The organism is Nocardia sp. bgisy134, assembly GCF_057708325.1.
This window is the reverse complement of record NZ_JBYIRW010000030.1, coordinates 48,588-71,105: the sequence shown is the minus strand read 5'-3', so window position 1 is coordinate 71,105 and position 22,518 is coordinate 48,588. Positions and strand designations below refer to the sequence as shown.

Annotated in this window: 24 protein-coding genes; 10 read left to right on the top strand and 14 right to left on the bottom strand. The window is 68.8% G+C overall.

The features are described from left to right. Positions 1–39: 39 nt before the first annotated feature. Positions 40–945 carry a helix-turn-helix domain-containing protein gene (locus AC3ERS_RS34550; protein ID WP_431972364.1) on the bottom strand — a complete coding sequence of 302 codons (906 nt, stop codon included), beginning with the start codon at positions 943–945 and terminating at the stop codon, positions 40–42. A gap of 84 nt (positions 946–1,029) precedes the next feature. On the opposite strand from AC3ERS_RS34550, the gene AC3ERS_RS34545 reads away from it, so the two are divergent. Genes AC3ERS_RS34545 through AC3ERS_RS34535 form a run of 3 tightly spaced genes read left to right on the top strand, consistent with a single transcriptional unit; the run spans position 1,030 to position 4,164 of the window. Beyond that, a complete protein-coding gene (locus AC3ERS_RS34545; RefSeq protein WP_431972363.1) occupies positions 1,030–2,193 on the top strand; it encodes a hypothetical protein in 1,164 nt (387 codons plus the stop codon). Beyond that, positions 2,193–2,969, top strand: coding sequence for an SDR family oxidoreductase (locus tag AC3ERS_RS34540; RefSeq protein WP_431972362.1), 777 nt, complete (start codon positions 2,193–2,195; stop codon positions 2,967–2,969). Before AC3ERS_RS34545 ends, AC3ERS_RS34540 begins: the two co-directional genes overlap by 1 nt. Before the next feature lie 31 nt (positions 2,970–3,000). Further along, positions 3,001–4,164, top strand: a complete 1,164-nt coding sequence (locus tag AC3ERS_RS34535) for a sulfotransferase family protein (RefSeq protein ID WP_431972361.1) — start codon at positions 3,001–3,003, stop codon at positions 4,162–4,164. Between the two features lie 406 nt (positions 4,165–4,570). Here the strand turns inward: AC3ERS_RS34535 and AC3ERS_RS34530 are convergent, their stop codons facing one another. Beyond that, a complete protein-coding gene (locus tag AC3ERS_RS34530) occupies positions 4,571–4,942 on the bottom strand; it encodes a hypothetical protein (RefSeq protein WP_431972360.1) in 372 nt (123 codons plus the stop codon). Positions 4,943–5,128: 186 nt separating this feature from the next. Between AC3ERS_RS34530 and AC3ERS_RS34525 the strand changes: the two genes are divergently transcribed. Together AC3ERS_RS34525 and AC3ERS_RS34520 are read left to right on the top strand one after the other, a co-directional pair. Then, positions 5,129–5,965 carry an SGNH/GDSL hydrolase family protein gene (locus AC3ERS_RS34525; RefSeq protein WP_431972359.1) on the top strand — a complete coding sequence of 279 codons (837 nt, stop codon included), beginning with the start codon at positions 5,129–5,131 and terminating at the stop codon, positions 5,963–5,965. Between the two features lie 5 nt (positions 5,966–5,970). After that, complete coding sequence (locus AC3ERS_RS34520; RefSeq protein ID WP_431972358.1) at positions 5,971–7,221, top strand: acyltransferase family protein; 1,251 nt, start codon at positions 5,971–5,973, stop codon at positions 7,219–7,221. Here AC3ERS_RS34520 and AC3ERS_RS34515 read toward each other — a convergent pair. The 8 genes from AC3ERS_RS34515 to AC3ERS_RS34480 all read right to left on the bottom strand — a co-directional run bounded on the left by AC3ERS_RS34515 (position 7,188) and on the right by AC3ERS_RS34480 (position 15,416). Further along, the gene (locus AC3ERS_RS34515; RefSeq protein ID WP_431972357.1) at positions 7,188–8,390 is read right to left on the bottom strand and encodes a serine hydrolase domain-containing protein; all 1,203 of its coding nucleotides are present in this window, start codon (positions 8,388–8,390) and stop codon (positions 7,188–7,190) included. The two genes, AC3ERS_RS34520 and AC3ERS_RS34515, sit on opposite strands and share 34 nt — an antisense overlap. A 26-nt stretch (positions 8,391–8,416) precedes the next feature. After that, positions 8,417–10,468: a hypothetical protein gene (locus tag AC3ERS_RS34510; RefSeq protein ID WP_431972355.1), complete on the bottom strand. Its 2,052-nt coding sequence runs from the start codon at positions 10,466–10,468 to the stop codon at positions 8,417–8,419. A gap of 10 nt (positions 10,469–10,478) precedes the next feature. Then, positions 10,479–11,504, bottom strand: a complete 1,026-nt coding sequence (locus AC3ERS_RS34505) for a protein phosphatase 2C domain-containing protein (RefSeq protein ID WP_431972354.1) — start codon at positions 11,502–11,504, stop codon at positions 10,479–10,481. After that, positions 11,504–12,175 (bottom strand): vWA domain-containing protein, encoded by a 672-nt coding sequence (locus tag AC3ERS_RS34500; RefSeq protein ID WP_431972353.1) that lies wholly within the window; start codon positions 12,173–12,175, stop codon positions 11,504–11,506. The genes AC3ERS_RS34505 and AC3ERS_RS34500 overlap by 1 nt, the downstream gene beginning before the upstream one ends. A 100-nt stretch (positions 12,176–12,275) precedes the next feature. Then, positions 12,276–12,548, bottom strand: a complete 273-nt coding sequence (locus AC3ERS_RS34495) for a LuxR C-terminal-related transcriptional regulator (protein WP_431972352.1) — start codon at positions 12,546–12,548, stop codon at positions 12,276–12,278. Between the two features lie 63 nt (positions 12,549–12,611). Continuing rightward, positions 12,612–12,944: a hypothetical protein gene (locus AC3ERS_RS34490; RefSeq protein ID WP_431972351.1), complete on the bottom strand. Its 333-nt coding sequence runs from the start codon at positions 12,942–12,944 to the stop codon at positions 12,612–12,614. A 1-nt stretch (position 12,945) separates the two neighbouring features. After that, a complete protein-coding gene (locus AC3ERS_RS34485) occupies positions 12,946–13,542 on the bottom strand; it encodes a toll/interleukin-1 receptor domain-containing protein (RefSeq protein ID WP_431972350.1) in 597 nt (198 codons plus the stop codon). A 620-nt stretch (positions 13,543–14,162) separates the two neighbouring features. Continuing rightward, on the bottom strand, positions 14,163–15,416 hold the full coding sequence (locus AC3ERS_RS34480) for a helix-turn-helix domain-containing protein (protein ID WP_431972349.1): 1,254 nt from the start codon (positions 15,414–15,416) through the stop codon (positions 14,163–14,165). A 220-nt stretch (positions 15,417–15,636) separates the two neighbouring features. On the opposite strand from AC3ERS_RS34480, the gene AC3ERS_RS34475 reads away from it, so the two are divergent. Beyond that, positions 15,637–16,065: a hypothetical protein gene (locus AC3ERS_RS34475; RefSeq protein ID WP_431972348.1), complete on the top strand. Its 429-nt coding sequence runs from the start codon at positions 15,637–15,639 to the stop codon at positions 16,063–16,065. Between the two features lie 260 nt (positions 16,066–16,325). Beyond that, entirely contained in the window at positions 16,326–17,825 is a 1,500-nt protein-coding gene (locus AC3ERS_RS34470) for a flavin-containing monooxygenase (protein WP_431972347.1), read from the top strand. On the opposite strand, the gene AC3ERS_RS34465 is transcribed toward AC3ERS_RS34470, so the two are convergent. Further along, positions 17,797–18,468 (bottom strand): PaaI family thioesterase, encoded by a 672-nt coding sequence (locus tag AC3ERS_RS34465; protein WP_431972346.1) that lies wholly within the window; start codon positions 18,466–18,468, stop codon positions 17,797–17,799. The two genes, AC3ERS_RS34470 and AC3ERS_RS34465, sit on opposite strands and share 29 nt — an antisense overlap. Positions 18,469–18,675: 207 nt before the next feature. Here AC3ERS_RS34465 and AC3ERS_RS34460 point away from each other — a divergent pair, with 207 nt between their 5' ends. Next, positions 18,676–19,329, top strand: coding sequence for an HAD family hydrolase (locus tag AC3ERS_RS34460; RefSeq protein ID WP_431972345.1), 654 nt, complete (start codon positions 18,676–18,678; stop codon positions 19,327–19,329). A 9-nt stretch (positions 19,330–19,338) separates the two neighbouring features. Here AC3ERS_RS34460 and AC3ERS_RS34455 read toward each other — a convergent pair whose 3' ends face one another. Further along, positions 19,339–19,932: a TetR/AcrR family transcriptional regulator gene (locus AC3ERS_RS34455; RefSeq protein ID WP_431972344.1), complete on the bottom strand. Its 594-nt coding sequence runs from the start codon at positions 19,930–19,932 to the stop codon at positions 19,339–19,341. Positions 19,933–19,953: 21 nt separating this feature from the next. Here AC3ERS_RS34455 and AC3ERS_RS34450 point away from each other — a divergent pair, with 21 nt between their 5' ends. Together AC3ERS_RS34450 and AC3ERS_RS34445 are read left to right on the top strand one after the other, a co-directional pair. After that, positions 19,954–20,322, top strand: coding sequence for a hypothetical protein (locus AC3ERS_RS34450; RefSeq protein ID WP_431972343.1), 369 nt, complete (start codon positions 19,954–19,956; stop codon positions 20,320–20,322). Beyond that, positions 20,319–20,831, top strand: a complete 513-nt coding sequence (locus AC3ERS_RS34445) for a hypothetical protein (protein WP_431972342.1) — start codon at positions 20,319–20,321, stop codon at positions 20,829–20,831. The genes AC3ERS_RS34450 and AC3ERS_RS34445 overlap by 4 nt, the downstream gene beginning before the upstream one ends. A gap of 24 nt (positions 20,832–20,855) precedes the next feature. Here the strand turns inward: AC3ERS_RS34445 and AC3ERS_RS34440 are convergent, their stop codons facing one another. Both AC3ERS_RS34440 and AC3ERS_RS34435 read right to left on the bottom strand, forming a co-directional pair. Next, positions 20,856–21,665, bottom strand: a complete 810-nt coding sequence (locus AC3ERS_RS34440; protein WP_431972341.1) for an ABC transporter ATP-binding protein — start codon at positions 21,663–21,665, stop codon at positions 20,856–20,858. Between the two features lie 20 nt (positions 21,666–21,685). After that, positions 21,686–22,357 carry a FadR/GntR family transcriptional regulator gene (locus AC3ERS_RS34435; protein WP_431972340.1) on the bottom strand — a complete coding sequence of 224 codons (672 nt, stop codon included), beginning with the start codon at positions 22,355–22,357 and terminating at the stop codon, positions 21,686–21,688. Between the last annotated feature and the right edge of the window lie 161 nt (positions 22,358–22,518).

The following is a 22,518-nucleotide window of genomic DNA, read 5'->3' as shown; positions in this document are numbered from 1 at the left end:
CCCCCCCCCCCCCCCCCCCCCCCCCCCCCCCGCTCCGGGCTATCCGGGTCGGCCCGCGGTGCGGTCTTCGGGCGTTTTGCGGCCGCCGGACGCGCTGGTCACCGCGTCCGCCGCGGCGACCAATGCCGCTCCGCGGCGGGCGATTTCGGCGCCGGTGATGGACGTGCCGACGTACATCGTGAGCACCATGTTCTGCCTGCCGTCACCGCCGTAGGTCGGCGCGGCGAGCAGGCTCACCGGGTGCTCCTTGCGCGGCCGGAGATCGGCGCCGAGATACACCCGTTCGCCCAGGCTGGTGACCAGCTCGCCGACCAGTTCGCGCAGCTCGTCGGGCAGATCGCGGGCGGCGACGCCGGCCAGCAGCGAGTACAGCCGCCGCCCGGCCGCGGTCAGGCTTTCGACCAGATAGCCGCGCTCGCGACACTCGGCGACCACCTGGCGCAGCCGGATCTCGTCCTGCTGGAGCGGGACGGTGGGCGGGATGGCCAGCCATGCGTCGAACGCGGCGTCGGTGTCCCACAGCACGTACATCAAGCCGACGGGCGGCGCGAAGTGGTAGGACGCGCCCATCTTCACCATGCCGGGGCCGGTGCTCTCCATTACCGAGATCCGGTCGCCGACCACGGCCGACGCGGTGCAGGTGGTGCGGTAGCGCGCGCTGAGTTCGGCCAGCTCGGCGCGGGCGATGGCCGGGATGGCGAAGCCGTCCTGGGCCACCCGGCCCGCCGCGATGAGCGCGGGTCCGAGGCCGTAGACGTGGGTGTGCGGATCGCGCACCAGGTAGCCGCCCGCGGTCAGCTCGGTGAGAATGCCCAGGCAGGTGGGCTTGGCCATGGTCAGCTCGCGGGCCAGCTCAGAGAGCCCGAAGCGCTTGCCGCGCTGCTCGACGAGGAAATCCAGTACCTGGACCACCCGCTCGGTGGGGGCGGATCGGCGCGCGACCATGGACAACTCCTAGAACACGTTCTAATCTTGCTCGTATCGAAATGTACCAGAGCGGTACATATTTGGACCACCCGGGAGAGCCTCTTGCTGACCCAGCCGTTCGCGGACGCGATCGCCGCCGCCGAGCAGATCATCACCGAAGCGCCGCACATCAGGACCGAACAGGACCTCGTGGAGGGCTACGACTACCTGGCGGGCAGCATTCGCGCGGCCCTGCAGATGGCGTGGGCCTACGAGCGGGACTTCCCGTTCTTCGTCCAGTCGACCGGCCCCTACACCAAGATGGGCCTGGACAACCCCGACACCCTGTACTTCCACGCCTACCTGCGGCCGGACGCGGAATACCTGGTGACGGGCACCCGCGGCACCACGAGGGACCTCAGCTTCCAGGTGCTCAACGGCAACTACTCGCCGGTGGACGTGCCCGACAGCGAGACCGCCTTCGACGATCGCGCGCTGGACGTGGCTGCCGACGGCTCCTACGAGCTGCGGCTCGGGCCGGGCGAGGCGCGGCCGGGCTACGTGCACCTCGCGCCCGACTCGGCCATGTTGGTGGTGCGCGAGGTCTTCAGCGACTGGGCCACCGAGAAGCCGGGCACCCTGCGCATCCAGCGCGTCGACACGATCGGCGACGCGCCGCCCCCGCTCACCAAAGATCTGCTGACCAAGCGCTACGGGATCGCGGGGAAGATGTTGCTGTCCCGGCTGAAGACGTTCCTGGCCTTCCCGGAGTGGTTCTACTTGAACCTGCCGGTGAACACCATGACCGAACCGCGCTCCACCCCCGGCGGGCTCACCACCCAGTTCTCCTCGGCAGGGCACTACGAGCTGGCCGACGACCAGGCCATGATCATCACGGTGCCCGAGTCGGACGCGCCCTACCAGGGCTTCCAGCTGGGCAGCATGTGGTACCTGTCGCTGGACTACATCAACCACCAGACCAGCCTCACCGCCGACCAAGCCCGCGTCGATCCGGACGGGATGATCCGGCTGGTGGTCAGCGAGCGCGACCCCGGCCTGGCGAACTGGATCGAGCGCACCGGGCACGCCAGGGGCTACCTCCAGTTCCGCTGGCAGCGGCTCTCCCGCGACCTCAAACCCGAGGACGGGCCGGCCGTGGAGATCGTGGCGGTCGACGAATTACCCACGCGGTTGCCCTATTACGAGCAGGCGCGGGTGACGCCCGAGGAATGGAAAGCACGGATCGCGGCCCGTCAGGTCGCCGTCGCGGAGAGGATGCTCGGCTGATGTTGTTGCAGGACAAGGTGGTTGTGGTCTCCGGTGTGGGGCCGGGGCTCGGCAGGGCCATCGCGGTGCAGGCGGCCAAGGCGGGCGCGGACGTGGTGCTCGCCTCGCGCACCGAATCGCGGCTGACCGAGGTCGCCAAGGAGATCGCCGAGGTCGGCAGGCGCGCGGTGGTGGTGCCCACCGACATCAATGACGAAGCGGCGGTGGCGAATCTGGTCGAGACGGCCACCGGCGCGTTCGGGCGGGTCGACACGCTGGTGAACAACGCCTTCGCCATTCCGCCGCTGGCGGATCTGGCCGTGGTCGACCTGGATCAGGTGCGCGCCGGGTTCGAGACCAACGTGCTGGCCGCGCTGCGCCTGACCCGGCTGTTCGTGCCCGCGCTCACCGAGACGAAAGGCTCGGTGGTGATGATCAATTCGGCCGTGCTGCGCCACTCCCGGCGCACCTTCGGCCCGTACAAGATGGCCAAGTCCAGCCTGCTGGCGCTGGCGCAGAGCCTGGCGACCGAACTGGGTCCCCAGGGCATCCGGGTGAACTCGGTGGCGCCGGGCTACATCTGGGCCGACAACCTGAAGTGGTACTTCAACTACCTCGCCCAGCAGCGGGGGATCACGCCGGAAGAGGTCTACGCCGAGACCGCGTCGACCATCGACCTGCGCAAGCTGCCCGAGCCCGACGAGATCGCCGACGCCGTCGTCTTCTTCGCCTCGCCGCTGGCGCGGGCGATCACCGGCGCATGTCTGGACGTCAACGGCGGCGAGTACCACCACTGATCGAACACCACCGATGAGGAGAGAGCACAGCATGATCGGCAGGGACGACGTCGGCACCGTCGAGGATCTGCACGCCTCGGCGACCAAGGTGGTCGGGCTCGACGATTTCGGCGACGACGACTATCGCGAAGGGCTCCAGGTGCTCCTGGACTCCTACGCCGCGGACGCCGAGCTGACGCCGTTCGGCAACAAGGTCAACCGCGCGTTCCTGCGCGGCGCGCTGATCGCCAGGCTGCTCAGCGAGAACGCCTGGCAGCGGCACCCCGAACACGCCGACGTCGCGATCGAACGGCCCGTCTTCGTCACCGGCCTGCCGCGCTCGGGGACCACGGCCGTGCACCGGCTGCTCAATGCCGATCCCGCGCACCAGGGCCTGGAGATGTGGCTGACCGAGATGCCGCAGCCGCGGCCGCCGCGCGAGACCTGGGCCGACAATCCGGTGTACCAGCGCATCGAGGCGGCGTTCGAGAAGCATCACGTCGAGCATCCCGAATTCATGGGCGTGCACCACATTTCGGCCGATCAGGTGGAGGAGTGCTGGCAGCTGCTGCGGCAGTCGGCCATGTCGGTGTCCTACGAATGCCTGGCCTACCTGCCCGGGTATTCGGAATGGCTGGCGGGCCGCGACTGGACCGTCGCCTACCGCAGGCATCGGCGCAACCTGCAGCTGATCGGGCTGCCGGACGCGAATCGTCGCTGGGTACTCAAGAATCCGAGCCACCTGTTCGCCTTGGACGCCATCTTCGACGTGTACCCCGACGCGCTGATCATCCAGATGCACCGCGATCCGCGCACGATCATCGCGTCGGTGTGCAGCCTCAACGAACAGGCGTCGGCGGGGTGGTCGGAGAAGTTCCGCGGTCCGGTGGTCGGCCGGACGCAGCTGGATCTGTGGGCCCGCGGCGCGCAGCGTTTCCTGGAAGATCGCAAGCGGCACAACGCCGATCAGTTCGTCGACGTGTACTACGACGACTTCGTCGCCGACCCGATCGACACGGTGCGCTCCGTCTACCGGCACTTCGGTCTCCCGCTGAGCGCCGACGCGGAGGCGGCGATGGCGGCGTTGCACGCGGAGAGCACTACGGGCGCGGCGCGTCCGTCGCACCAGTACACGCTCGACGATTTCGGTCTGACAGTGGATCAGGTCGACGAACGGTTCGGCGAGTACCGAGCGGTGCACTTCCCGAATCGCTGAGGGTTTCGCCGGTCGGCCCGCGCGGTCGACCGGCAAACCTGACATGCCGTGCAAAGTTGCATCGCATGCAATTTCGGCTGAGATCGGGCTTGGACTCACGAATTGTGGTGCGAATTAACCACTTTCGGCCCACGAGTGCCGGATTCCATTCTGGATAAGACATCCAGTGCGCAGTTGCGCTGAGTGCAACCCTGGCGTGACATCGGCGTTCGCGGTGGTTTTCTCCCACGACGGTACCGCCTCGGTGGCCGAACCCGCCACCGATGAAACGCGTGTCTTCATCCCGAGTCTTGCGCGACCGCGGTTGCCGGTTGACCGCCACCTGGGTGTCGGGGTCGGTCGGCGGCGCCGCCGCTCTTCGAGAGAGGCGTGAGTTCCTCAGCGTGACGTGCAATACCGCCGTGCGTCAGTATCCGGCGCGCGGCTCGAAACCGGGGTCGGGCAGCGACGGCGGCTCGGCGGGAGGCGGCTCGGCGGGAGGCGCGGATTGCTGCGTGTGCGGCACAACGCGCGGCTGCGGTTCGGGAGCGCCGGTAGGCGCGCCTGCCCCCGCGTTCGGCGGCGCGGATTCCGGCGGGTCCCCGACGTCGGGCACATCATCGGCGGCGACGGCCGCCGGGGCCTGCGTGGGCGCGGGCGTCGCACTCGTCCCCGAATTCGTGGCGACCGCGGGGGATTCGGCAGGCGCCGGATCGGAACTCGCACCGCAGCCGGCGAGCACCAGCGCCGCGGCGAGCGCGACCGTGGACCAGCGAATTCGGTATTTCTGGACGGACACGGCGCAAGGCTAACCGCGGGCGTGGGCCGCCGCAGTCGTCCGTTCGACCGACACCGCCACCGCGGCCGCGAGGCAATACTGAAGTGCGTTGTGCCGTACAGCGATTGGATACCCATGAGATTCCGCCGGGCGAGGTCCTCGGCTGCCGCAGTGCTCACCGCGATGTCAGCGGTCACCCTGCCCGCGATGGCTACCGCGGTGGCCGATCCGCCCGGCGGGGCGACGACGGTCGTCCTTGGCGATTCGTTCACCGCCACCGCACCCGTCATCGGGCACGCCGACGACGGGTGCACACGATCACCCTCCTCGTGGCCGAATCAACTCGCGCGAGCCAGCCGGTTCGCGGAGACCCCGCGGTTCGTGGACGTGTCCTGCAACGGCGGCACGATCGACACCGGGCACGGCTGGACTCTGGTCCACCAGGCCCGGAAAGCCTCCGCGCAGAACGCTTTCGGCGCAGACACGCGCGTCGTCCTGATCCAGATGGGACTCAACGACGTGTGGGGCGCCTCCACCGGGACGGCCTTCCCCTCGACCGACTGTCTGCTCAACATCGTCGCCGGGTGCGGATTCGACGCCACCGAACAGCACCGGCTGCCCGACTACCGCGCTGTCACCGGCGCAGGCTACGCGGATCGGGTGCGCGACGTCGTGGCGTTCGTGCGATACCACGCCGCGAATGCGCGGGTGGCCCTGGTCGGATACCCGGAGGTCTTCCTGTCGGGACAGCAGGCCGCCTGCATGGATCTCGCCGGAATCGGGCGGGTCGTGCAACCGCGCGCGGAAGGCTACATTGCCTACCTCGACCGGATCCAGCAGGCGCAGCGAGAAGCGGCGGCGCTGCTCGGCGTCGAGTTCATCGATGTCCGCGCCATCACCGCGGGACACGGCAGCTGCTCGGCCGAACCGTGGATCAGCGGCCTGGACGGCGCCGAATCGCTGTTCGACGGCGCGCCCATCCATCCGAACGCGCAGGGCAACGCCGCGGTCGCCGCGCAAGTCCAAGAGCGGTTCGGGCTCTGAGCGCCGTGCCCGCTGCTCCGTGCGCACCGGGCACCCGACTGCCCGCGCTGACCGGTGCGCGATGGTGGGCGGCCGCAGCGGTTTTCGTCCTGCACGCTTTGGTGTTCCTGCCGGTCTACCCGTTCCAGAAGTCCGAACTGTTCCGCGCCATCCACGATGTCGTCCCGATGCAGCAGGGCGCGGCGGGGGTGACCTTCTTCTTCGTCCTCTCCGGTTTCGTGATCTGCTGGTCGTTCCGCAGGGGGATGCCGGTGCGCGGGTACTACCTGCGCCGGATCCTCAAGATCTATCCCACCCATGTGATTTCGGCGCTGGTGCTCGTGCTCGTGGTCGCGGCGCCGCTGGCCCGCCCGGTGGTGTGGCTGCCGAACCTGCTGCTCGTGCACACCTGGGTGCCGAAGTGGACCACGCTCGGCGGGCTCAACGTGCCGTCCTGGTCGCTGTGCGCGGAACTGCTGTTCTACCTGAGCTTTCCACTCGCGCTGCCGCTCGTCGCTCGGATCCCGACACATCGGCTGTGGGTGGCCGCGGCCGTTCTGCTGGCAACGATCATGATGTTGCACACCGGCTTTCATCTCTGGGTGGAAGGACCGAAGGACACCGCCAACGTCTTCGCGGCCCGGCTGCTCCCCGGTGACGTCTCACCCGAGTTCGAAATCCATGTCTCACCACAGTGGTTCGCGCAATCCGACATCCCCATCCCGGCCTCGTACTGGCTCAGCTATCCCTTTCCCGCATCGCGACTGCCCGAGTTCTACGTGGGCGTCCTCGCGGCCCGCATGGTCGCCGAAGAGGTATGGCGCAACACCCGGCTGAGAACACCGCTGGCCGCCCTGGCCCTCGCCTATGGCGCGACCTGGTTCGTCCCGCTCAACTACAAGATGTCGGCGTTGCTGGTGGCCCCCATGGCCGCCGTGGTGGCGACCCTGGCCGCCCGCGATCTGGCGGGCGTCTCCGGCCTCAACGCGAGCAGGCCACTGGTCTGGCTCGGTGACATCTCGTTCGCGTTCTACATGATCCAGTTCCCGGTGATGGTGCTCATCGCCCGGCTGTTCATCGGCGGGCATCGGTACTCGATCGGGGGCTGGGCGATGTGGACCGGAGTCAGCTTCCTCGCATCGATCCTCGCCGCCGCCGCCATCTTTCACGGCGTCGACAAACCCCTCATGAATCGCGTCGCGAAGAGGTCACCGCGGGACGACCGGCGTACGGCGCCACCGGCTCAATCCCCGATCAAGGCTCTGACCAAGCGGTAGGCGATCTCGTTCGCGGGCCGCCCGCCCGCGGGCCCGTCGCGCAGTGTGCACAGCACTACGATGGTGACGTCGGTGACAGGGTCGTAGCCCATGAACGTCTGGAAGCCGGGAATGGCGCCGTCGTGGCCGGCCATCGGGCCGAACGACTCCAGCCCCAGACCGTAGCGGATGCCCGCGGGATCCCGCCGGTCCAGCGGAGCAGCGCTGTTCAGGCGTTCGCGCTGCAACACCGGTCCGATCAGCTCGTCGCTGCCGACCAGCGTGCGCACGTAGTGCGCGAGGTCCTGCGCGGTGGAGATGACACCACCCGCCGCACCGATCCACGAGGGGTCGAGGTTCGTCACGTCCGTGGGCAGCAGGGCGCCCGTGCGGGCCGCGGCGATCTGGTCGTCGGGCAGTACCGCCGAGACCAGCGCCGAGGTGTTGGTGCCGTAGAGGTATCCTCGCGGCGACGGTGCAGGCAGCGAGGCATCGCCTGGCTCCGGGTACGACGTCTTGGACATGCCGAGCGGAACGAAGATCCGGTCGGTCAGCAACGTGCGGATGTCCTGCCCGGTGATCTGTTCGAGCACCGCCGCCAACAGGATCGTGTTCGTGTTCGAGTACCGGAAGTCGGTGCCGGGTGCGAAGTACGGCGCCGAGCCGAACCCGATCCGCAACAGCGCGTCCTGCTGCCATACCCGGCCGGGATCGTCGTCCATCGCCGCGGCGAACGACGGATCCTCGTTGTAGCTGAACAAACCGCTGCGCATGTTCAGCAATTCGGCGATGGTGATGCTGTTTCCGTTCGGAACACCGGCGCGGTACCGCGACACCGGATCGTCGAGCGCGAGCCTGCCCTCGCGGACGAGTTGTAGCGCGACTGTGCCGACCATGGTCTTGGTGGTCGAGCCGACGCGGAAGAAGTCGTGCACCCGCACTGGATCGTCCCTCCCGCGAGCGCGACCCCCGAATGCCCCCTCCCAGAACGTATTCGGCGTGCGGATGTGCACCACCGCCGCCGGGACGAGCAGTGCGTCGAGCACCTCGCGCACGATCGGTTCCGCGATCCGGCCCAGCGCCGCGGATTCGTGTGCCGCGGCGTCCTCGACCATGGACTCGTGCGGCACCGAACCGCCGCCGGACACCAGCGCCACCGCGCATACGGCGACCACGCCCACCCGGGACACACGCCGGCTCCCACTGCGAAAGAAGGTCATCTGCCCCTGTTTCCGAGGACGGACATCGTGCCGCCGTTGAAGTTGGACACGTAGACCTGGCCCGCGGCCGGGTCCACCGCGACCCCGTGCGGGCGGGCCCCGACGCGGATCGTCTCCGTCGTGACGCTGTCGCGGGAGTCGATCACCGAGACGGAATTCTCCGACCGCACATCGTCGAGTCCGTGGTTGGTCACGAACACCGTCCGGCTCGCGTGATCCACCGCGACGCCGACCGGCCCGGCTCCCACGCGCACGGTCGCGGTGACCGCGCGCGTGCGCGTATCGATCACCGACACCGTGCCGTCCGCATGATTCGTCACGTACGCGGTACTGGTGTCGGTGTCGACCGCCACGCCCCACGGCTGGTTGCCCACTCGGATCGACGTAACCACCGACAGCGCCACGGCATCCACGACCGCGACCCTGCGGTCGACCGACTCGGGCGGGCCGGCGATCGCCACGAAGACGCTACGTGTGGCCGGATCGAAGGCCACGCCGTACGGGTGACTGCCGACCGGGATCGTCGCGACGACGCCCCTGGATCGCAGGTCGACGACCGACATCGTGCCCGCCTCGAAATTCGTGACATAGGCGGTCCGTCCGGCCGGGTCGACGGCGATCCCGTACGGGCCAGCGCCGACGGCGATCCGGCCGACGACAGCTCGGTCACGCGCACCGATGACGGACACCGATCCGTTGCCGGCGTTGGTCACCAAGACCAGGCCGGCCGCCGAATCGACCGCTATCGCAGTCGGTTTCGCGAAGTCGGGCGAGGTGATCGATGCGGTGGCGCCGGTCTCGGTGTCGTACACCGACACCGAGTTGCTCAGACTGTTGGTGGCGAACACGGTGGCGGTCCCGGTATCGACGGCGACCCCCCACGGTTGCACACCGACCGGGATCGTGGTGTTCACCGCCGCCGGGGCGGCCACGGGCAGCGACCCACCGGCGCGGGGCGGGTCGTCCTCGCTCGAGGTGATGCTGGTCAGCAATCCGGCGACCACGACCACGGCGGCGATGGCGCCGATCACACGCACGCGCAACGGAACCCGTTGCCACCACGGGTTGCGGCGTGGCGAAGGAATGAGCGGCGGGGTGTATCCCCCGCCGGCCTGCTGCGGCCGCGGATGGCCGGTCCTGGGCTGGACGACCGGGGGCGGCGCCACCGGTGTCCGAGTGCCCGCGCCCGCGGCGGCGGCGTTGAGCGCCTGGAGCCAGTCCGCCGGGCGGGGCCGCTGACCGACCGGGGCGGACAGCGCGGTGCGGACGAGCTGACGCACCGCGGTGGGCACACCGGCGGGCAGCCGGTCCGGGTCCCGTGTGCTCTGGTGACCGGCCAGCAGGCGCAGCACGAGCAGCGCGAACTTGTAGGCGTCGGACTGCGGGGTCGCCAATTCCTCACCGGCACTGACCGTCCGGACCTCCCAGTCGGGTGTCTCGAACTGATCGCTGACCGATCGGGAGCGCATCCGCATGGCGTCGCAGTCGATGAAGTACACCTGCCGTTCCGGTCGCAGCGAGAACAGCAGGTTCTTCGGCGACAGGTCACCGACCGCGATGTGATGGCGATGCAGCAGCGTCAGCGCTTCCGCCGCGTCACCGAGCAGTTCGTACCTGGCGCGATCGGACAGCGGAATGCCGCGCTTGGCCAGGTAGACGTCGTCGTTGAGCAGATGCTGGAACTCGGCGGTCATTCGCCGAGTCCCCGCCACCGTCACCATGTCGACGAAGAACTCGTCCGGAATCGCGGGCATCACGAATCCGAGCACGGTGGCCGAGTGATCCTCCTCGACCAGCCGGCACGGCCACGCCGCCCGTTTCAGCAGTTCCATTCCTTCGTTGAACGGCAACGACTCCAGGTAGGAGGGCATGTCCTCGAGCACGTCGACCCGGATGTTCGGCAACACCGGGGATTTGTACTCCTTGAACACCATCGTTTTCGCGTGCGCCATCTGCACACCCGGCGCCAGGTAGACCACCCCTTGGCCCCCGGACGCCAGCTTCTGCACCGCCCCCAGCATCCCGCGTTTCAAACGCTGCTGCGCCACGGTGGCTCCGTCAGCTGCTCGGTGGCCATATGGCCACCAGCGTCCGGTCGTCGTCGAACGTTTCCCGCGAGAAGTCCAACGCGTGGGCGAATTCGATCTGTGAGGGCACCCGGTCACCGAGCAACCCCGCGAACAGCGCGCCGACGCCGCCCTCCCCACTGCCGAGGGGATCGCCGAATCCGTCGGTTCCCACCAGCAGCACCTGACCGGGCTCGATGATGACCGGCTGGGGCGCGACGTCGTTGGGCACCCTGGGCAGACCGACCACGGCCGAGCACGACAACCCCGAGGGCGACTGCTCTTTGCCACCGAGTACCGGGACGAATGTCCCGTCGGTCAGCAACCAGACACCGGAGTCGCCGACGGCGGCGACCACCGCCGACAGGCCGCCGTCGGGGTGGGGTTCGCACACCGCGCAAGCCAGGGTCGTGGCGAGCATCCGCTCCGCCTGTTCGGCGTCGGCCTCCGGCAGCGACAGCACCGCCGCCGCTTGTTCGGTCAGCGTCCACGCGGCGCTCTTGAACAGGGTGTGCCAGCCGCCGTCGTCGAGCGGTTCCGGCGGTTCCTCCAGCCATCGGGTGGCATAGCGGACGACGGTGGACGAACCGACGTGGGAGTACTTGGCCGACGACACACCGTCGGCCACGGCGACGACCAGGCGCTGACGCTCCGGGTCGACGGTGATGGCGAAATCGTCCTGGCGTGGCGCGCCGCCGTACCGGTGCAGATACCCCCGCACCGATGCCGCCCGCACCGTGAACGCACCGCTGGACCAGCCATCGATCACGGTGTCGGCCCGATAGGGCGTCCTGCCGTACTCCTTGTCCACCGCCTTGGGCTCGAACGCGGGCGTCGGCGCACCGACGACGATCGGCCCTCTCGACGGCCAGCCCGGCGCCTGTGCCTCCCCCGAGGCGTCCGGGCGGCCTGCGAGCTCGGGCGCCGCCACGTCCGCTTCGGCTTCCGCCTCCGCTTCCGGGGACGAATCCGCCGCCGATTGCTCGTCGTGCTTGTTCCGTTTGCCCAACCAGCCCATCAGACGGTATCCACATCGAGCGAGACGAAGTCGTCGGGCTTCTCCACCTGCAACGTCGCCTGCCCGGTCGCCAGCGCCGTACCCGAATTGATCACCGACTGGGTGAGTGCGGTGACGAACTTCGAGATCGCGACACCGGTATCGGTCCCCGCCGCGGCGATGAACGCGTACTTCGCGTTGGTCGCCACTCGCCGGATCACATCGGCGTCGGCCTGTCCGATGCCGAAAGCCAAGATGTTCGGGCGGGCGGGGAAACTCATCAGTCGCGCGTGCGCCGCCTCCCAGCCGTCGCCGGGATTCGGGGCGCCGTCGGTCAGGAAGAAGACCGCAGGCCGGTTCACCAGATAACCGTCGGACTTCAGTGCCCGGATATCGCGCGGGATACGGTTGCTCAATTCGGAAAAGGCCGCGGCGAACGACGTCGAACCACGGGCACGCAGTTCCGGTACGCCGTCCACGTACCGCAGATCGCTCGGCTCCAGGTAGCACAGCGCGTCATCGGAGAATCCCAGGACACAGAACCTGACCTTCGCCGCGGCCATCGATTCACCCTGCAAGGTGTCGAACAAGGTGACCAGCCCGGCATTCAGATCGCCCACATCGTCGGCCATCGAATACGACTCGTCGGCAACGAAATAGACCGGCAGCACGGTTGCCTTCGGTTCGTTCATTCAGCTCACACTCCCTTTCCCGCTTCGCCCGAGCACGCCGAACACTACAGTCGCGCAACCGATTCCACTGTCGGCCATTCGACGGACAGCGCACCGGGAACTACAAGTCGTCGATGCCGATGAGCGCGTCCTGCAACGCCCGCACGACGAGCGCGGCTTTGGTGGGCGCGGGCCGGCCGACGGCCGCATACTTGTCTCTGATCCGGGACAGGTGAGTATTGACAGTGCCGGGTGAGATATACAGGCGCTGGCCGACTTCCACCTTCGAGTCAGAAGCGAGCCACGCCAGCAGTACCTCGATCTCGCGACCACTGAGGGCCGGTCGCCTCGATATCCCGCACACGCCGTCCTCGTGATCGAATGTGATGCTCATGAACTATTCCTTCACCAGATTGTGCATCGCGCGCGGATGTGCCCGACGAAAACCTGTTCACTTCTATTTCCAGCGGCCGAACAGATCGCGGATACATCGCCGCGCCAGCGCGAATGTGGCGACGATCAGCAGCAGGCTCGTCGCCGCACGGAACTGGTCGCCACCGTCGCCGGAAACTCCGGTGTAGGCGGCCTGGGCGTACCAGATGAACACGATGTCGACCAGCAGTAGGACCGCCAGCACGTACCACAGGCGGACTCTGCGCACCGCATTGCTGTGGAAGATATTGACGGTCTGCTGGCCGTTCTGACTGGAAACCACCGTGCCGCCGCGCTTCGCGATATTTACCTGATTCTGTGCGTTGACATTGCTGTTCGATCCGGGGAAGAAGCGCACCTCATCTCCCGCTGGGATCGTTCAACGTGACATTCTGAGGTCCGTTCTGATTGGCGACCACGATGCCGCCGCTGGTCGCGGAATTGGTCTGCGCCGGCGGCGGGGGCGCCTGCGCCGGCCCGGACGCGGACGGATCCTGCGGCTCGGTACCGGGCGACAACCGCTCGATCAGACCGGCGATATCGGCGTCGAGCGATTGGTGCCGGATGCGCCACCCCTGCGAGATGGTCAGTTTCCGAATGTCTTCCGGCAGGCTTCCCGGCACCGGGAGCAGCGTGTCGTCCAGCAGAACCGGAACGACCGGAATACCGCGCTCGAACGCGGTGCGCAGTTCCATGCGCACCCAGTCGCGCTCGTTGTCGATGCACCGTACCCCTCGTTTGTCACGGGCATCGAGCCAGTGCCGGCCGATCACCGACACCATCACGTCGCTGTCGTCGAGCGCGGCGCGGATGCGACGGGAGTACAGCACGCCCAGCGCCAGCGATTCCTGGTCGCGGAAGACGTGCACCCTGCCGAAATGGCGCGCCATCTGCTTCGAGATCTGACCGACGGCGTATACGCTGTCGATCGTGCGATAATTCAGAAAAATTTTCATATGACGGGTAATCCCTCGAAATAACGTCTCTCCGCACGGCTGGATTCTGTGCGCGACCGAGCCTTGCTGGGCGGGCGAAAGTTAAAGCAGGCGACCAGTTCGCTGTACCCCCTCCTCGAGCGCTCCACTTTCGGGCCACGCATACCCGCAGCGCCGCGCCGGACTACCGGCCCACCGCTGGATCGGTTTCATTCTGCACCTGTAGCCAGCATTTTGCCGAGTGAACGCGGGTATCGGGTGGACCGACGAAATGAAGGGTCGCACACCGACTTTCGAAAAGGTGCCGGTCGGTTTATTACCCCGGCGCCCCGGTGCGCGCATATTTCGTGCCGGAGTCGATAAATGCTGCAATTCGTCCACCGCCATCCTCACCGGTCCGTATATATGCGGTCACAGTCCGAACAGACGTCGTTGCCACATCCAGGTCTCGGACGCCGAGCCCGATCTACCGGCAGATCACTCTTGTTCCGGGCAGGCGAATCGCGAACGGCGCACGGTCGCAAGCGCATACGCCCGGCCCGCGGCTGCCGATCCTGGCTCTGCTCCAGCATCCGGCAGCGGGCGGCGCCCCGACAGCCGTTGTCCGTTGCCCGATCGACCGGCAACGGACAACGCGCTGTTCAGCGCTTGACCAGAGCCGCCATCAGGGCAGCCTGGATGTCATGAGTCCCGGGGTGCCCACGGAAACGAGTGATCGTGCGGGCGAAGTCGCGCAGGTCGGCGCGGATCGTCGCCGAATCGACCGAGCGCACGACATCGAGCAGTGGCCCGATCAGTTCGCTCGCCCGATCCGGCTCGCCCAGCGCGGCGTACACCAGCGCGTGGCGCGTACCGAATCGCGCGTGATCGCGGTCCGAGGGCAGCGGCCGCGACATCGCCCGCTCGAAGAGCGCGGCGGCCGCGGCGAGGTTGCCCAGATCGTATTGGCACCACGCCTCGATGAGGAGGGGACGACCGTGCATGGCCGACGGGCCGAGCTGTTCGTCACCCTCGAGACGCTGCGCTTGTTCGAAAAGGCTTGCGGCCGTGTCCAAGGCGCGCATCGCGCCGGCGTGGTCCAGGCCGATGGCGTACCCCTGCGCCGCGCCCAGCGCGGCCAGCCAGCGGATGCGGGGGTGGATGGCGTCGTCGGCGAGCACCTGCTCGGTGGGCCCGGTCGTCGCGGAGGAATCCCCGCGGTACAGGCTCACCACGGCCCTGCGGACGAGGGCATAGCTGGTCATGTGTTCGTCGCCCGCAACCGAGGCCAGCACGACCGCGCGGTCGGTCCACCACAGCGAACCCCGGTCGTCACCGCACTCCTGCGCCATCCACCCGGCGAACTCCGCGGTGCGGGCGGCGTGCCGCAGCAGCCGCCGCTGATCCTCACCCGTGCTCTGCCGGGCCGAGGAGTCCGCGACGTGCGCCTGTGTGATCGCCATCGGCAGCACCAGGCTGGGGCTGCTGGTGCGGCCGAGGCGCTTCGTCTCCTCGAACAGAGCGGCCAGGCCGGGCAGCGTGTCGGCGGAGGCGGCGGCGGGCTGCGGCAGCTCGGTCACGGCGGGCGCGCCGGCTTCACCGATCTCGAATGTCCCGGAGCCATCGGAATACAGGCGCAGGTTCCATTGCGTGTGCCCGTATTCGCGTGCGTCGGGGCCGGGCCCGGTGTCGCTCTCCGGCCGGGTGTCCGCCGGAGCCATCGCGTGCAGTTCGCCACCGGCGGACAGGACCGCGTCGCACTTGCGCGACAGTTGCGCGGAAGGCGACTTGTGCCCGTTCTCGACCTTGCTCAGATGGCTGCGACTGTAGTGCACCAGCTCGGCGAGCTCGCCGAGGGTCAACCCCTGCCGGGTTCGACGTCGTCGCAGCTCTCGGCCGAATTCAGCTCGTGTCATCACTTTCCCCAGAACCACCGTCTCCGGTCGCAGAACTTCTTGCACGACAGCGTCGTTCGTCGCGCCCGCGCCGCCGCGGGCGTGCCGAAGGCGCCACCAGCAACCCTTCGGTTTCCGCGAGTGTACCGCCGGAAACCGTGCGGCATATCGAGAAAGGGCGGATGGCCGCCGCGCCGGCGTGTGGACGAATCACCCTGTGTCAGAAAGAGATCGGCCCCATATGAATACCGACTACCGAGTCAAGCATCTCGAGATATTGCAGACGATCATCGCGCGATTGAGTCAGCAGTCGTTCACTGTGCGCGGGTGGTCGGTGACCCTCGTCTCGGTGATCTTCGCGCTGCTCACCGCGCAGGCCCAGTATCGATCGGAGCTGATCCTGCCCGCGCTGGCGCCCGCGTGGATCTTCTGGGGCCTGGACGGGTACTACCTGAGCCTGGAACGCCGCTACCGGCGCCTCTTCGCCTCCGTAGCGCAGCAGTTACAGACCCCGTCGCCATCCGGCCCGCACCCGTTCGACATGATCTCCGACTCCGGCCGACCGATCCGCGACCTCGCCCGCGCGGCTGTCACCCCCAGCGTGGCGGCCATCCCGGCGGTGTTGACCGCGCTGATCATCGGGTACTGGGTATTCGTCGTCACGCGGTGAGCGAGGTTCTCCGGACTCCTGTCGTCGCGAGGCCTTCCGCAGGACGGTCGCGCGCCATAGCGTTGAAGTATGAGAGCGAAGCCGCGGTGCTTTGTCACGGCCGATGCCATCGCCCGGCTGTGGTCGGTGCGGGCGGCGGACTGGGCTGGGCCGTCGCCGGGTCGGCGCGGCCTGATGGTGGCCGCCGACCGGGAGGCGACGCGGTGTCGTATGCGTGATTTGGTCCGTGGCGGCGGTCGTCTCGTTGGGCGGAGCGTCCGATGAGCGCGCCGCGCGAGCCCGCGATCGCGGTGATCGGCGCGGGGATGTCGGGAATCTGCATGGCGATCACGTTGCTGCGCGCGGGTTTTCGCGATGTCACGATCTTCGAGAAGTCGGACCGGTTCGGCGGCACCTGGCGCGAGAACACCTATCCCGGGTTGACCTGCGATGTGCCGTCGCGGTTCTATCAGTTCCGCTTCGCGAAGAACCCCGACTGGTCGCAGTTCTTCGCGCCGGGGGCCGAGATCGAGGAGTACTTCACGCGGGTGGCGCACGAGTACGGGCTGCCGAGCATCACTCGGTTCGGCGCGGAGGTGTGCGGCGCGGAGTTCGCGAACGGGCGGTGGACGGTGACGACCGCCGAGGGCGCGCGCGAGCGCTACGACTTCGTGTTGTGCGCCACCGGCATCCTGCACCACCCCAGGACGCCGGACCTGCCCGGCCTGGACGACTTCGCGGGCGCGGCTTTCCATTCGGCGCGCTGGGATCACGGCATCGAGCTGACCGGCAAGCGCGTCGGTGTGCTCGGCACCGGCTCGACCGGTGTGCAGATCGTGACCGATCTGGCCGGAAAAGCGGGGCGGCTGACGCTGTTCCAGCGCACGGCGCAGTGGGTCGCGCCGCTGCCGAACGGCCGCTACTCCCGGCTCACTCGCGCCGCGCATCGGCGTTTCCCGGTGCTCGACGAACTCGGCTACGCGGTCACCCACCGGATCTTCGAGTTCCTCATGGGCGCGCTCATCGAGCCGGGGCCGAGGCGCGAGATGGTCGCCGGGTTCTGCCGGGCCAACCTGCGCACGGTGCGCGATCCGGCCCTGCGCGCCGCGCTGACGCCGGAGTACGAGCCGATGTGCAAGCGGCTGGTGATCTCGGGCGGCTTCTACCGCGCCGTCCAGCGTCCCGACGTGGCCGTGGTGACCAGCGCCGTTGACCACCTCGTGCCGCGCGGCGTCGTCACGGCCGACGGCCGTGTGCACGAACTGGACGTGCTGGTGCTGGCGACCGGCTTCGACGCGCACGCCTTCATGCGGCCGATGGGCATCGTCGGCGCGGACGGCCGCACCCTGGACCAGGCATGGGCGGACGGGCCGCAGGCCTTCGAAACCGTTGCGCTGCCCGGCTTTCCGAACATGTTTCTGCTCATCGGACCGCACAGCCCGGTGGGCAACTACCCGCTCACGCTGATCGCCGAGACGCAGGCCGAGCACATCCTCGGCTGGATCCGCCGCTGGTGCGCGGGCGAATTCGACACCGTCGAACCGACCGAGGCCGCTACCGAGCGCTATTACGCGCGACTGCGCGCCGCCCTGCCCAAGACGGTGTGGGCCACCGGCTGCCAGAGCTGGTATCTCGGCAAGGACGGCAAGCCGGAACTGTGGCCGTGGACCCCCGCCCGGCATCGCGCGCTGATGCAGCGCACGCCCGACCCGGCCAACTATCGGTTCGCGACCGCGCCCGGCGGGCCCCCGGCTACTGCTGGCCGGGCTTCAGCACGATGAACAGGCCGTTGGCTTCGGCGCAGAGCCGATCGCCGTCGTGCAGGGTGGCCCGGACGTAGACCTTGCGGCCGTCCCTGCGCTCGGCCCACGCGCGCAGCCGCAGCTCGGTGTTCAACGGGGTGATCGAGCGATAGTCGATGGTGAGCGAGGCGGTACGGGTCACCCCGCCCGCGTGCACGGCGGCCGCCATGCCGAGCAGGTCGTCGAAGCCGACCGCGATCTGACCGCCGTGCGCGGCCTTGTTGCCGCCGAGGTGGTACGTGCGGAAGGTGATGCGGGCCTCGACGCCGTCCCGGTCCGCCCGGTCCACCACGAAGGGCGGCAGCGTGACGTTGCCGCGGGCGGGCAGGTCGACCCGGGTCCAGGCGGGCGCCGACCACTCGTCGACGACCGCGGCGTCGAGCTTGTCGTTGAGCTCCTTGAGCACGGCGATGGTCTCCAGCGCCAGCTCGTCGGACGGCGACGAGAGCCGGGCCCGGTCCATCAGGCCGCGCACCTGTTCGATGAAGGCGCCGTAGTGCGGCCCGCCGCGGGAGATGTCGACCTCGTTGGCCGCGGCGTCGATCAACTCGGTCATCGGCCGGAACCCGCCCTCGTGGTGCTCCTGGTTCGGCAGCGGGGCGCCGGCCTGCTCTTCGTTCATGAGAACAAGTTATCGGTAGCCCGTGGGATGCTCGCGCGGCGGGGGAGGCGCCTACCGGCGGCCCCGGGCCGCGCGGGGAATCGGACACCCCTACGCTGGGTACCCGTTCACCCATCAGGTCTACCGATACACCACGCGAGCTCGGCGCGGCCGGTCCGTGACGGCCCGGCGGGCGTGCCCTCGTGAACGGCGAAAGGCGTTGCACCGATGCGTATTACGGCAGTCGTGTTCGACATGGACGGCGTGCTGATCGACTCCGAACCGGTCTGGGAGCAGGTGCGGCGCGAGTACGTCGCCGAGAAGGGCGGCCGCTGGCTACCGGATACGCAGAAGCGACTGATGGGCATGAGCACGGGGGAGTGGTCGGAATATCTCAGCGGTGAGCTCGGGGTCGGCGAGCCGCCGGAACGGGTGGCCGACGACGTCATCGAGCGGATGGCCGCGCACTACGACCGGACGGTGCCGCTGCTGCCCGGCGCCGTGTCCGCGGTGCAGCGGATGAGCGAGAACTGGCCGCTCGGGGTGGCCAGCTCCTCGCCCAGGACGCTGATCGACACCGTCCTCGGCCGCACCGGGCTGATCGAGTTCTTCGACGTGACGTTCTCCACCGAGGAGGTCGATCGCGGCAAGCCCGCGCCGGATGTGTACGTGGCGGTCGCGGGCTTCCTGCGCAAGAAGTCGACCGACTGCGCGGCCGTGGAGGACTCGAGCAACGGGCTGCGCGCCGCGCACGCCGCGGGCATGCGCGTGATCGCCGCGCCGCGTCCGGAGTATCCGCTCGACCCCGATGCCGTCGCGCTCGCCGCTCAGGTCATCGGCGGGCTCGACGAACTCACCCCCGCGCTGGTCGCGGGCGACTGAACACGCTGCTCAGCGGCGGTACGACTCGAGCAGGGCTCGGGTGGCGGCGGCCAGGTCGGCGTCCAGCCAGTCCGGCAGCGCCGGGGCGTGCGCGTGCCTGCGCAGGGCGGCGTAGGGCAGGTCGACCACCGCGCGGCTGACCGCGTCGATCTCCCGGTGCCCTTCTGTCCCGAACAGGTCGCGGGTGACGCGGCGCAGGTGGTCGATCAGCGGCGCGTTCATCCGGTCCAGCCGGGCGCGGAATTCCGCGTCGGGGCCGCCGTCGAGCAGGTCGCGCGGGCGCAGCTCGAGCAGCAGCCTGGCGTCCTCGGGCAGCTCACGGCCGAAACGGATGGCCGCGCCCGCCATGGCGACCCCGGCCTCGACGGGGTCGGGGTGGTCCGCGGCCGCCAAGGTCCGCTGCTGGAAGCGATCCAGCGCGCGAATCCACGCGGCGGTGAGCACGCCGTTGCGATTGCCGAAGCGGTGGTACAGCGTGCCGACCGGCGCGCCGCTGGCTTTGGCGATGGCCGCCACGCTGGCCGCGCGCGGTCCGTCGGCGAGCACGAGGGCGCGCGCTGCGTCGAGGATCACATCGGTGTCGTGCTTGCGGGGTGGCGCCATCTACTAGTACGTTCCTTCTATATGGAGCGATTGTCTTATATCGACGAGCATGCCAGAGAAGTCGACGCGAATCGCGACCGGACCTGGAAAGCGCTGCTTCGAGTCGTCTGCAAGGACCCGCACGACCCAGCCACCGTTCCCTCCGGATTCGTCCTGGACACCGCCGAGGAACCGGCCCGGTTCGCGATGCACGGGCAGCACTGGTTCTCCCGTTACGAGCTGATCTTCGAACTCGATGACGAGGGGCCGAGCCGGACCAGGGTGCGGGCCGTGAGCAGAGGGGATTTTCCCGGTCTGCACGGCAGGATCTATCGCGCGCTGGTGGTCGGCAGCGGCGGTCACGCGTTCGTGGTGCGGCGCATGCTCGGCCGAATCGCGGCCGCGGCATGATCAGCGGAACGGTCTGGGGCGCCACCGAAGCCGAGCGCGACGCTCCGTTGCCGTGCGACGAGCTGGAACCCCGTGGGCTGCAAGCCGATCGGGCCATCAGCATCGCCGCGTCGCCGTGCTTGGTCTACAGCTGGCTGTGTCAATTGCGGGTCGCGCCATACAGTTACGATCTGCTGGACAACTGGGGCAAGCGCAGCCCGCGTGAGCGCGACCCGCATCTCACCGAACTCGAGGTCGGTCAGCGATTCATGTCGGCCTTCGACCTGAAGTCGTTCGTCCTCGGTCGACACATCACGCTGGTCGCCGGACGGATCGCCGTGACCTACGCCGTGCGCCCGGAGGGGGCGGGCACTCGGCTCGTGGTTCGAGCGCGCTTCGGTACACCGCGAATCGTCGCCCGGCCGCTCGCCTTCGGTGACGTTTTCATGACCCGCAAGCAGTTGCTCACACTGCGTGAGCTGGCCGAGGCCGAAGCTCGCCTCGACGCCGCACGCCGCGACGGGGACTGAGCGCTCCGTGGTCTGGTGTCCGCGTCACTGGGCGAAGGTGCGAAGCGGATCGACCTTCGCGCGCGCGGTCCAGCGTCCGCGGTTGTACGCGACCTCGACGGGATGGTCGAAGGCCGCGGAGACGGTGCCGGTGGTGAGGGTGTCGCGGGCCGGGCCCGCGGCGACGGTGCGGCCCTCCGCGATGAGCAGGGCGTGCGTCGTGCTGGTCGGCAGTTCCTCGAGATGGTGGGTCACCAGGACCGACGCGACCTCGGGATGGGTGCGGTCGAGGCCGTCGATGGTCTCCAGCAGCTGTTCGCGGGCGGCCACGTCGAGACCGGTGGTCGGCTCGTCGAACAGCAGCAGCCGTGGTTCGGCGACGAGCGCGCGGGCGATCAGCGTGCGCCCGCGCTCACCCTGCGAGAGGGTCGGCCAGGTGTTGTCCCCCTTGCCTTTCAGGCCGACGGACTCGATCATGGCGTCGGCCCTGCGCAACTGCTCCGCGGTGGGTGTCCAGCGCATCGGGGTGTCGATGGTGGCGGTGAGGCCGGTGAGCACGACCTCGCGAACGGTGAGCGAATAGCGCAGCGGATGGCGCGGATTGACGTGGCCGATCGCGTGGCGCAGCGCCGCGAGTTCGACGCGCCCCATTCGCTCGCCGAAGATGCGCACCGTGCCCGAGGTGGGAAAGGTGACCGCGCCGCAGAATCCGAGCAGCGTGCTCTTACCCGCCCCGTTGGGCCCGAGCAGTGCCCAGTGTTCGCCCGCGCGCACGGTGAGCGAGATGCCGTCGATGATCTGCTTGCCGTCGCGGCGGAAGGTCACGTCGGTCAGCTCGAGCACGGGTGTGGTCACGGATGTTCCTTCCTCGGCAGTCACGAGAACGCCGCTTTCAGTGCGGTGAGATGGGCGCGGCTGAATTCGGCTGCGGCCGTGGGATTTCGGTGGGCGATGGCATCGACCAGCCGGATGTGCGCCTCGTGGTCCTCGGGTTCGGAGGGCACGGGGCGAATCTTCAGCATGTCGATCATGGCCTGACGCAGGCGGGGCAGGAAGCTGTCGAAGAGCTGGGTGAGCACGTCGTTGTGCGCCGCGACGATGACCGCGCGGTGGAACGCCATGTCGGCGTCGACGTGCTCATCGACCGGCTCGCCCCGAGCCTCGCGTGCGGCCAGGGCGCGCCGGATCGTCCGCAGGTCCGCGGGCGTGCGCCGGGCGGCGGCGAGCGCGGCGGCCTCGGCTTCGATGGCGATCCTGGCCTCGATCACCGACGCGATGGCGGCGCGGCGCAGCACCGCGTCCCACTCCTCGGTCACGTCCAGCGCGGTGACGAACACCCCCGCGCCCTGACGGCTGTCGAGCACGCCCTTGCCCGCCAGTTCGCGGATGGCCTCGCGCAGCGTCGACCGGCCGACGCCGAGCTGCGCGGCCAGCGTCGTCTCGCCGGGCAGGCGGTGTCCGAGCGGCCATTCGCCCGCGCGCACACGGGCCAGCAACAGCTCGGCCGCCTGTGCGGCGAGCGGGTGGCGGCGAACCTGCGAGACCATCCGAACCTCTCTACTTGTCTGAGGAGTTGTGTATAGTCTAGCCATCATGACGCGCATGCTTCTGCTTAGCCGCCACGGCGGGGCCTGACCGACCGGCCGCCCGCCGTGGGGCTTCGTCGTGGCCGGTCATCGCTTCGTATGCGCAGGCCGCCTCGGCCGGA

Bases quoted from the DNA above. Each gene is read 5' to 3' on its own strand.
- AC3ERS_RS34470 (WP_431972347.1), top strand. From the start codon at position 16,326: ATGAGCGCGCCGCGCGAGCCCGCGATCGCGGTGATCGGCGCGGGGATG.
- AC3ERS_RS34505 (WP_431972354.1), bottom strand. From the start codon at position 11,504: ATGGGCTGGTTGGGCAAACGGAACAAGCACGACGAGCAATCGGCGGCG.
- AC3ERS_RS34435 (WP_431972340.1), bottom strand. From the start codon at position 22,357: ATGGTCTCGCAGGTTCGCCGCCACCCGCTCGCCGCACAGGCGGCCGAG.
- AC3ERS_RS34500 (WP_431972353.1), bottom strand. From the start codon at position 12,175: ATGAACGAACCGAAGGCAACCGTGCTGCCGGTCTATTTCGTTGCCGAC.
- AC3ERS_RS34450 (WP_431972343.1), top strand. From the start codon at position 19,954: ATGGAGCGATTGTCTTATATCGACGAGCATGCCAGAGAAGTCGACGCG.
- AC3ERS_RS34535 (WP_431972361.1), top strand. From the start codon at position 3,001: ATGATCGGCAGGGACGACGTCGGCACCGTCGAGGATCTGCACGCCTCG.
- AC3ERS_RS34475 (WP_431972348.1), top strand. From the start codon at position 15,637: ATGAATACCGACTACCGAGTCAAGCATCTCGAGATATTGCAGACGATC.
- AC3ERS_RS34540 (WP_431972362.1), top strand. From the start codon at position 2,193: ATGTTGTTGCAGGACAAGGTGGTTGTGGTCTCCGGTGTGGGGCCGGGG.
- AC3ERS_RS34465 (WP_431972346.1), bottom strand. From the start codon at position 18,468: ATGAACGAAGAGCAGGCCGGCGCCCCGCTGCCGAACCAGGAGCACCAC.
- AC3ERS_RS34550 (WP_431972364.1), bottom strand. From the start codon at position 945: ATGGTCGCGCGCCGATCCGCCCCCACCGAGCGGGTGGTCCAGGTACTG.
- AC3ERS_RS34480 (WP_431972349.1), bottom strand. From the start codon at position 15,416: ATGACACGAGCTGAATTCGGCCGAGAGCTGCGACGACGTCGAACCCGG.
- AC3ERS_RS34525 (WP_431972359.1), top strand. From the start codon at position 5,129: ATGGCTACCGCGGTGGCCGATCCGCCCGGCGGGGCGACGACGGTCGTC.
- AC3ERS_RS34460 (WP_431972345.1), top strand. From the start codon at position 18,676: ATGCGTATTACGGCAGTCGTGTTCGACATGGACGGCGTGCTGATCGAC.
- AC3ERS_RS34485 (WP_431972350.1), bottom strand. From the start codon at position 13,542: ATGAAAATTTTTCTGAATTATCGCACGATCGACAGCGTATACGCCGTC.
- AC3ERS_RS34495 (WP_431972352.1), bottom strand. From the start codon at position 12,548: ATGAGCATCACATTCGATCACGAGGACGGCGTGTGCGGGATATCGAGG.
- AC3ERS_RS34445 (WP_431972342.1), top strand. From the start codon at position 20,319: ATGATCAGCGGAACGGTCTGGGGCGCCACCGAAGCCGAGCGCGACGCT.
- AC3ERS_RS34455 (WP_431972344.1), bottom strand. From the start codon at position 19,932: ATGGCGCCACCCCGCAAGCACGACACCGATGTGATCCTCGACGCAGCG.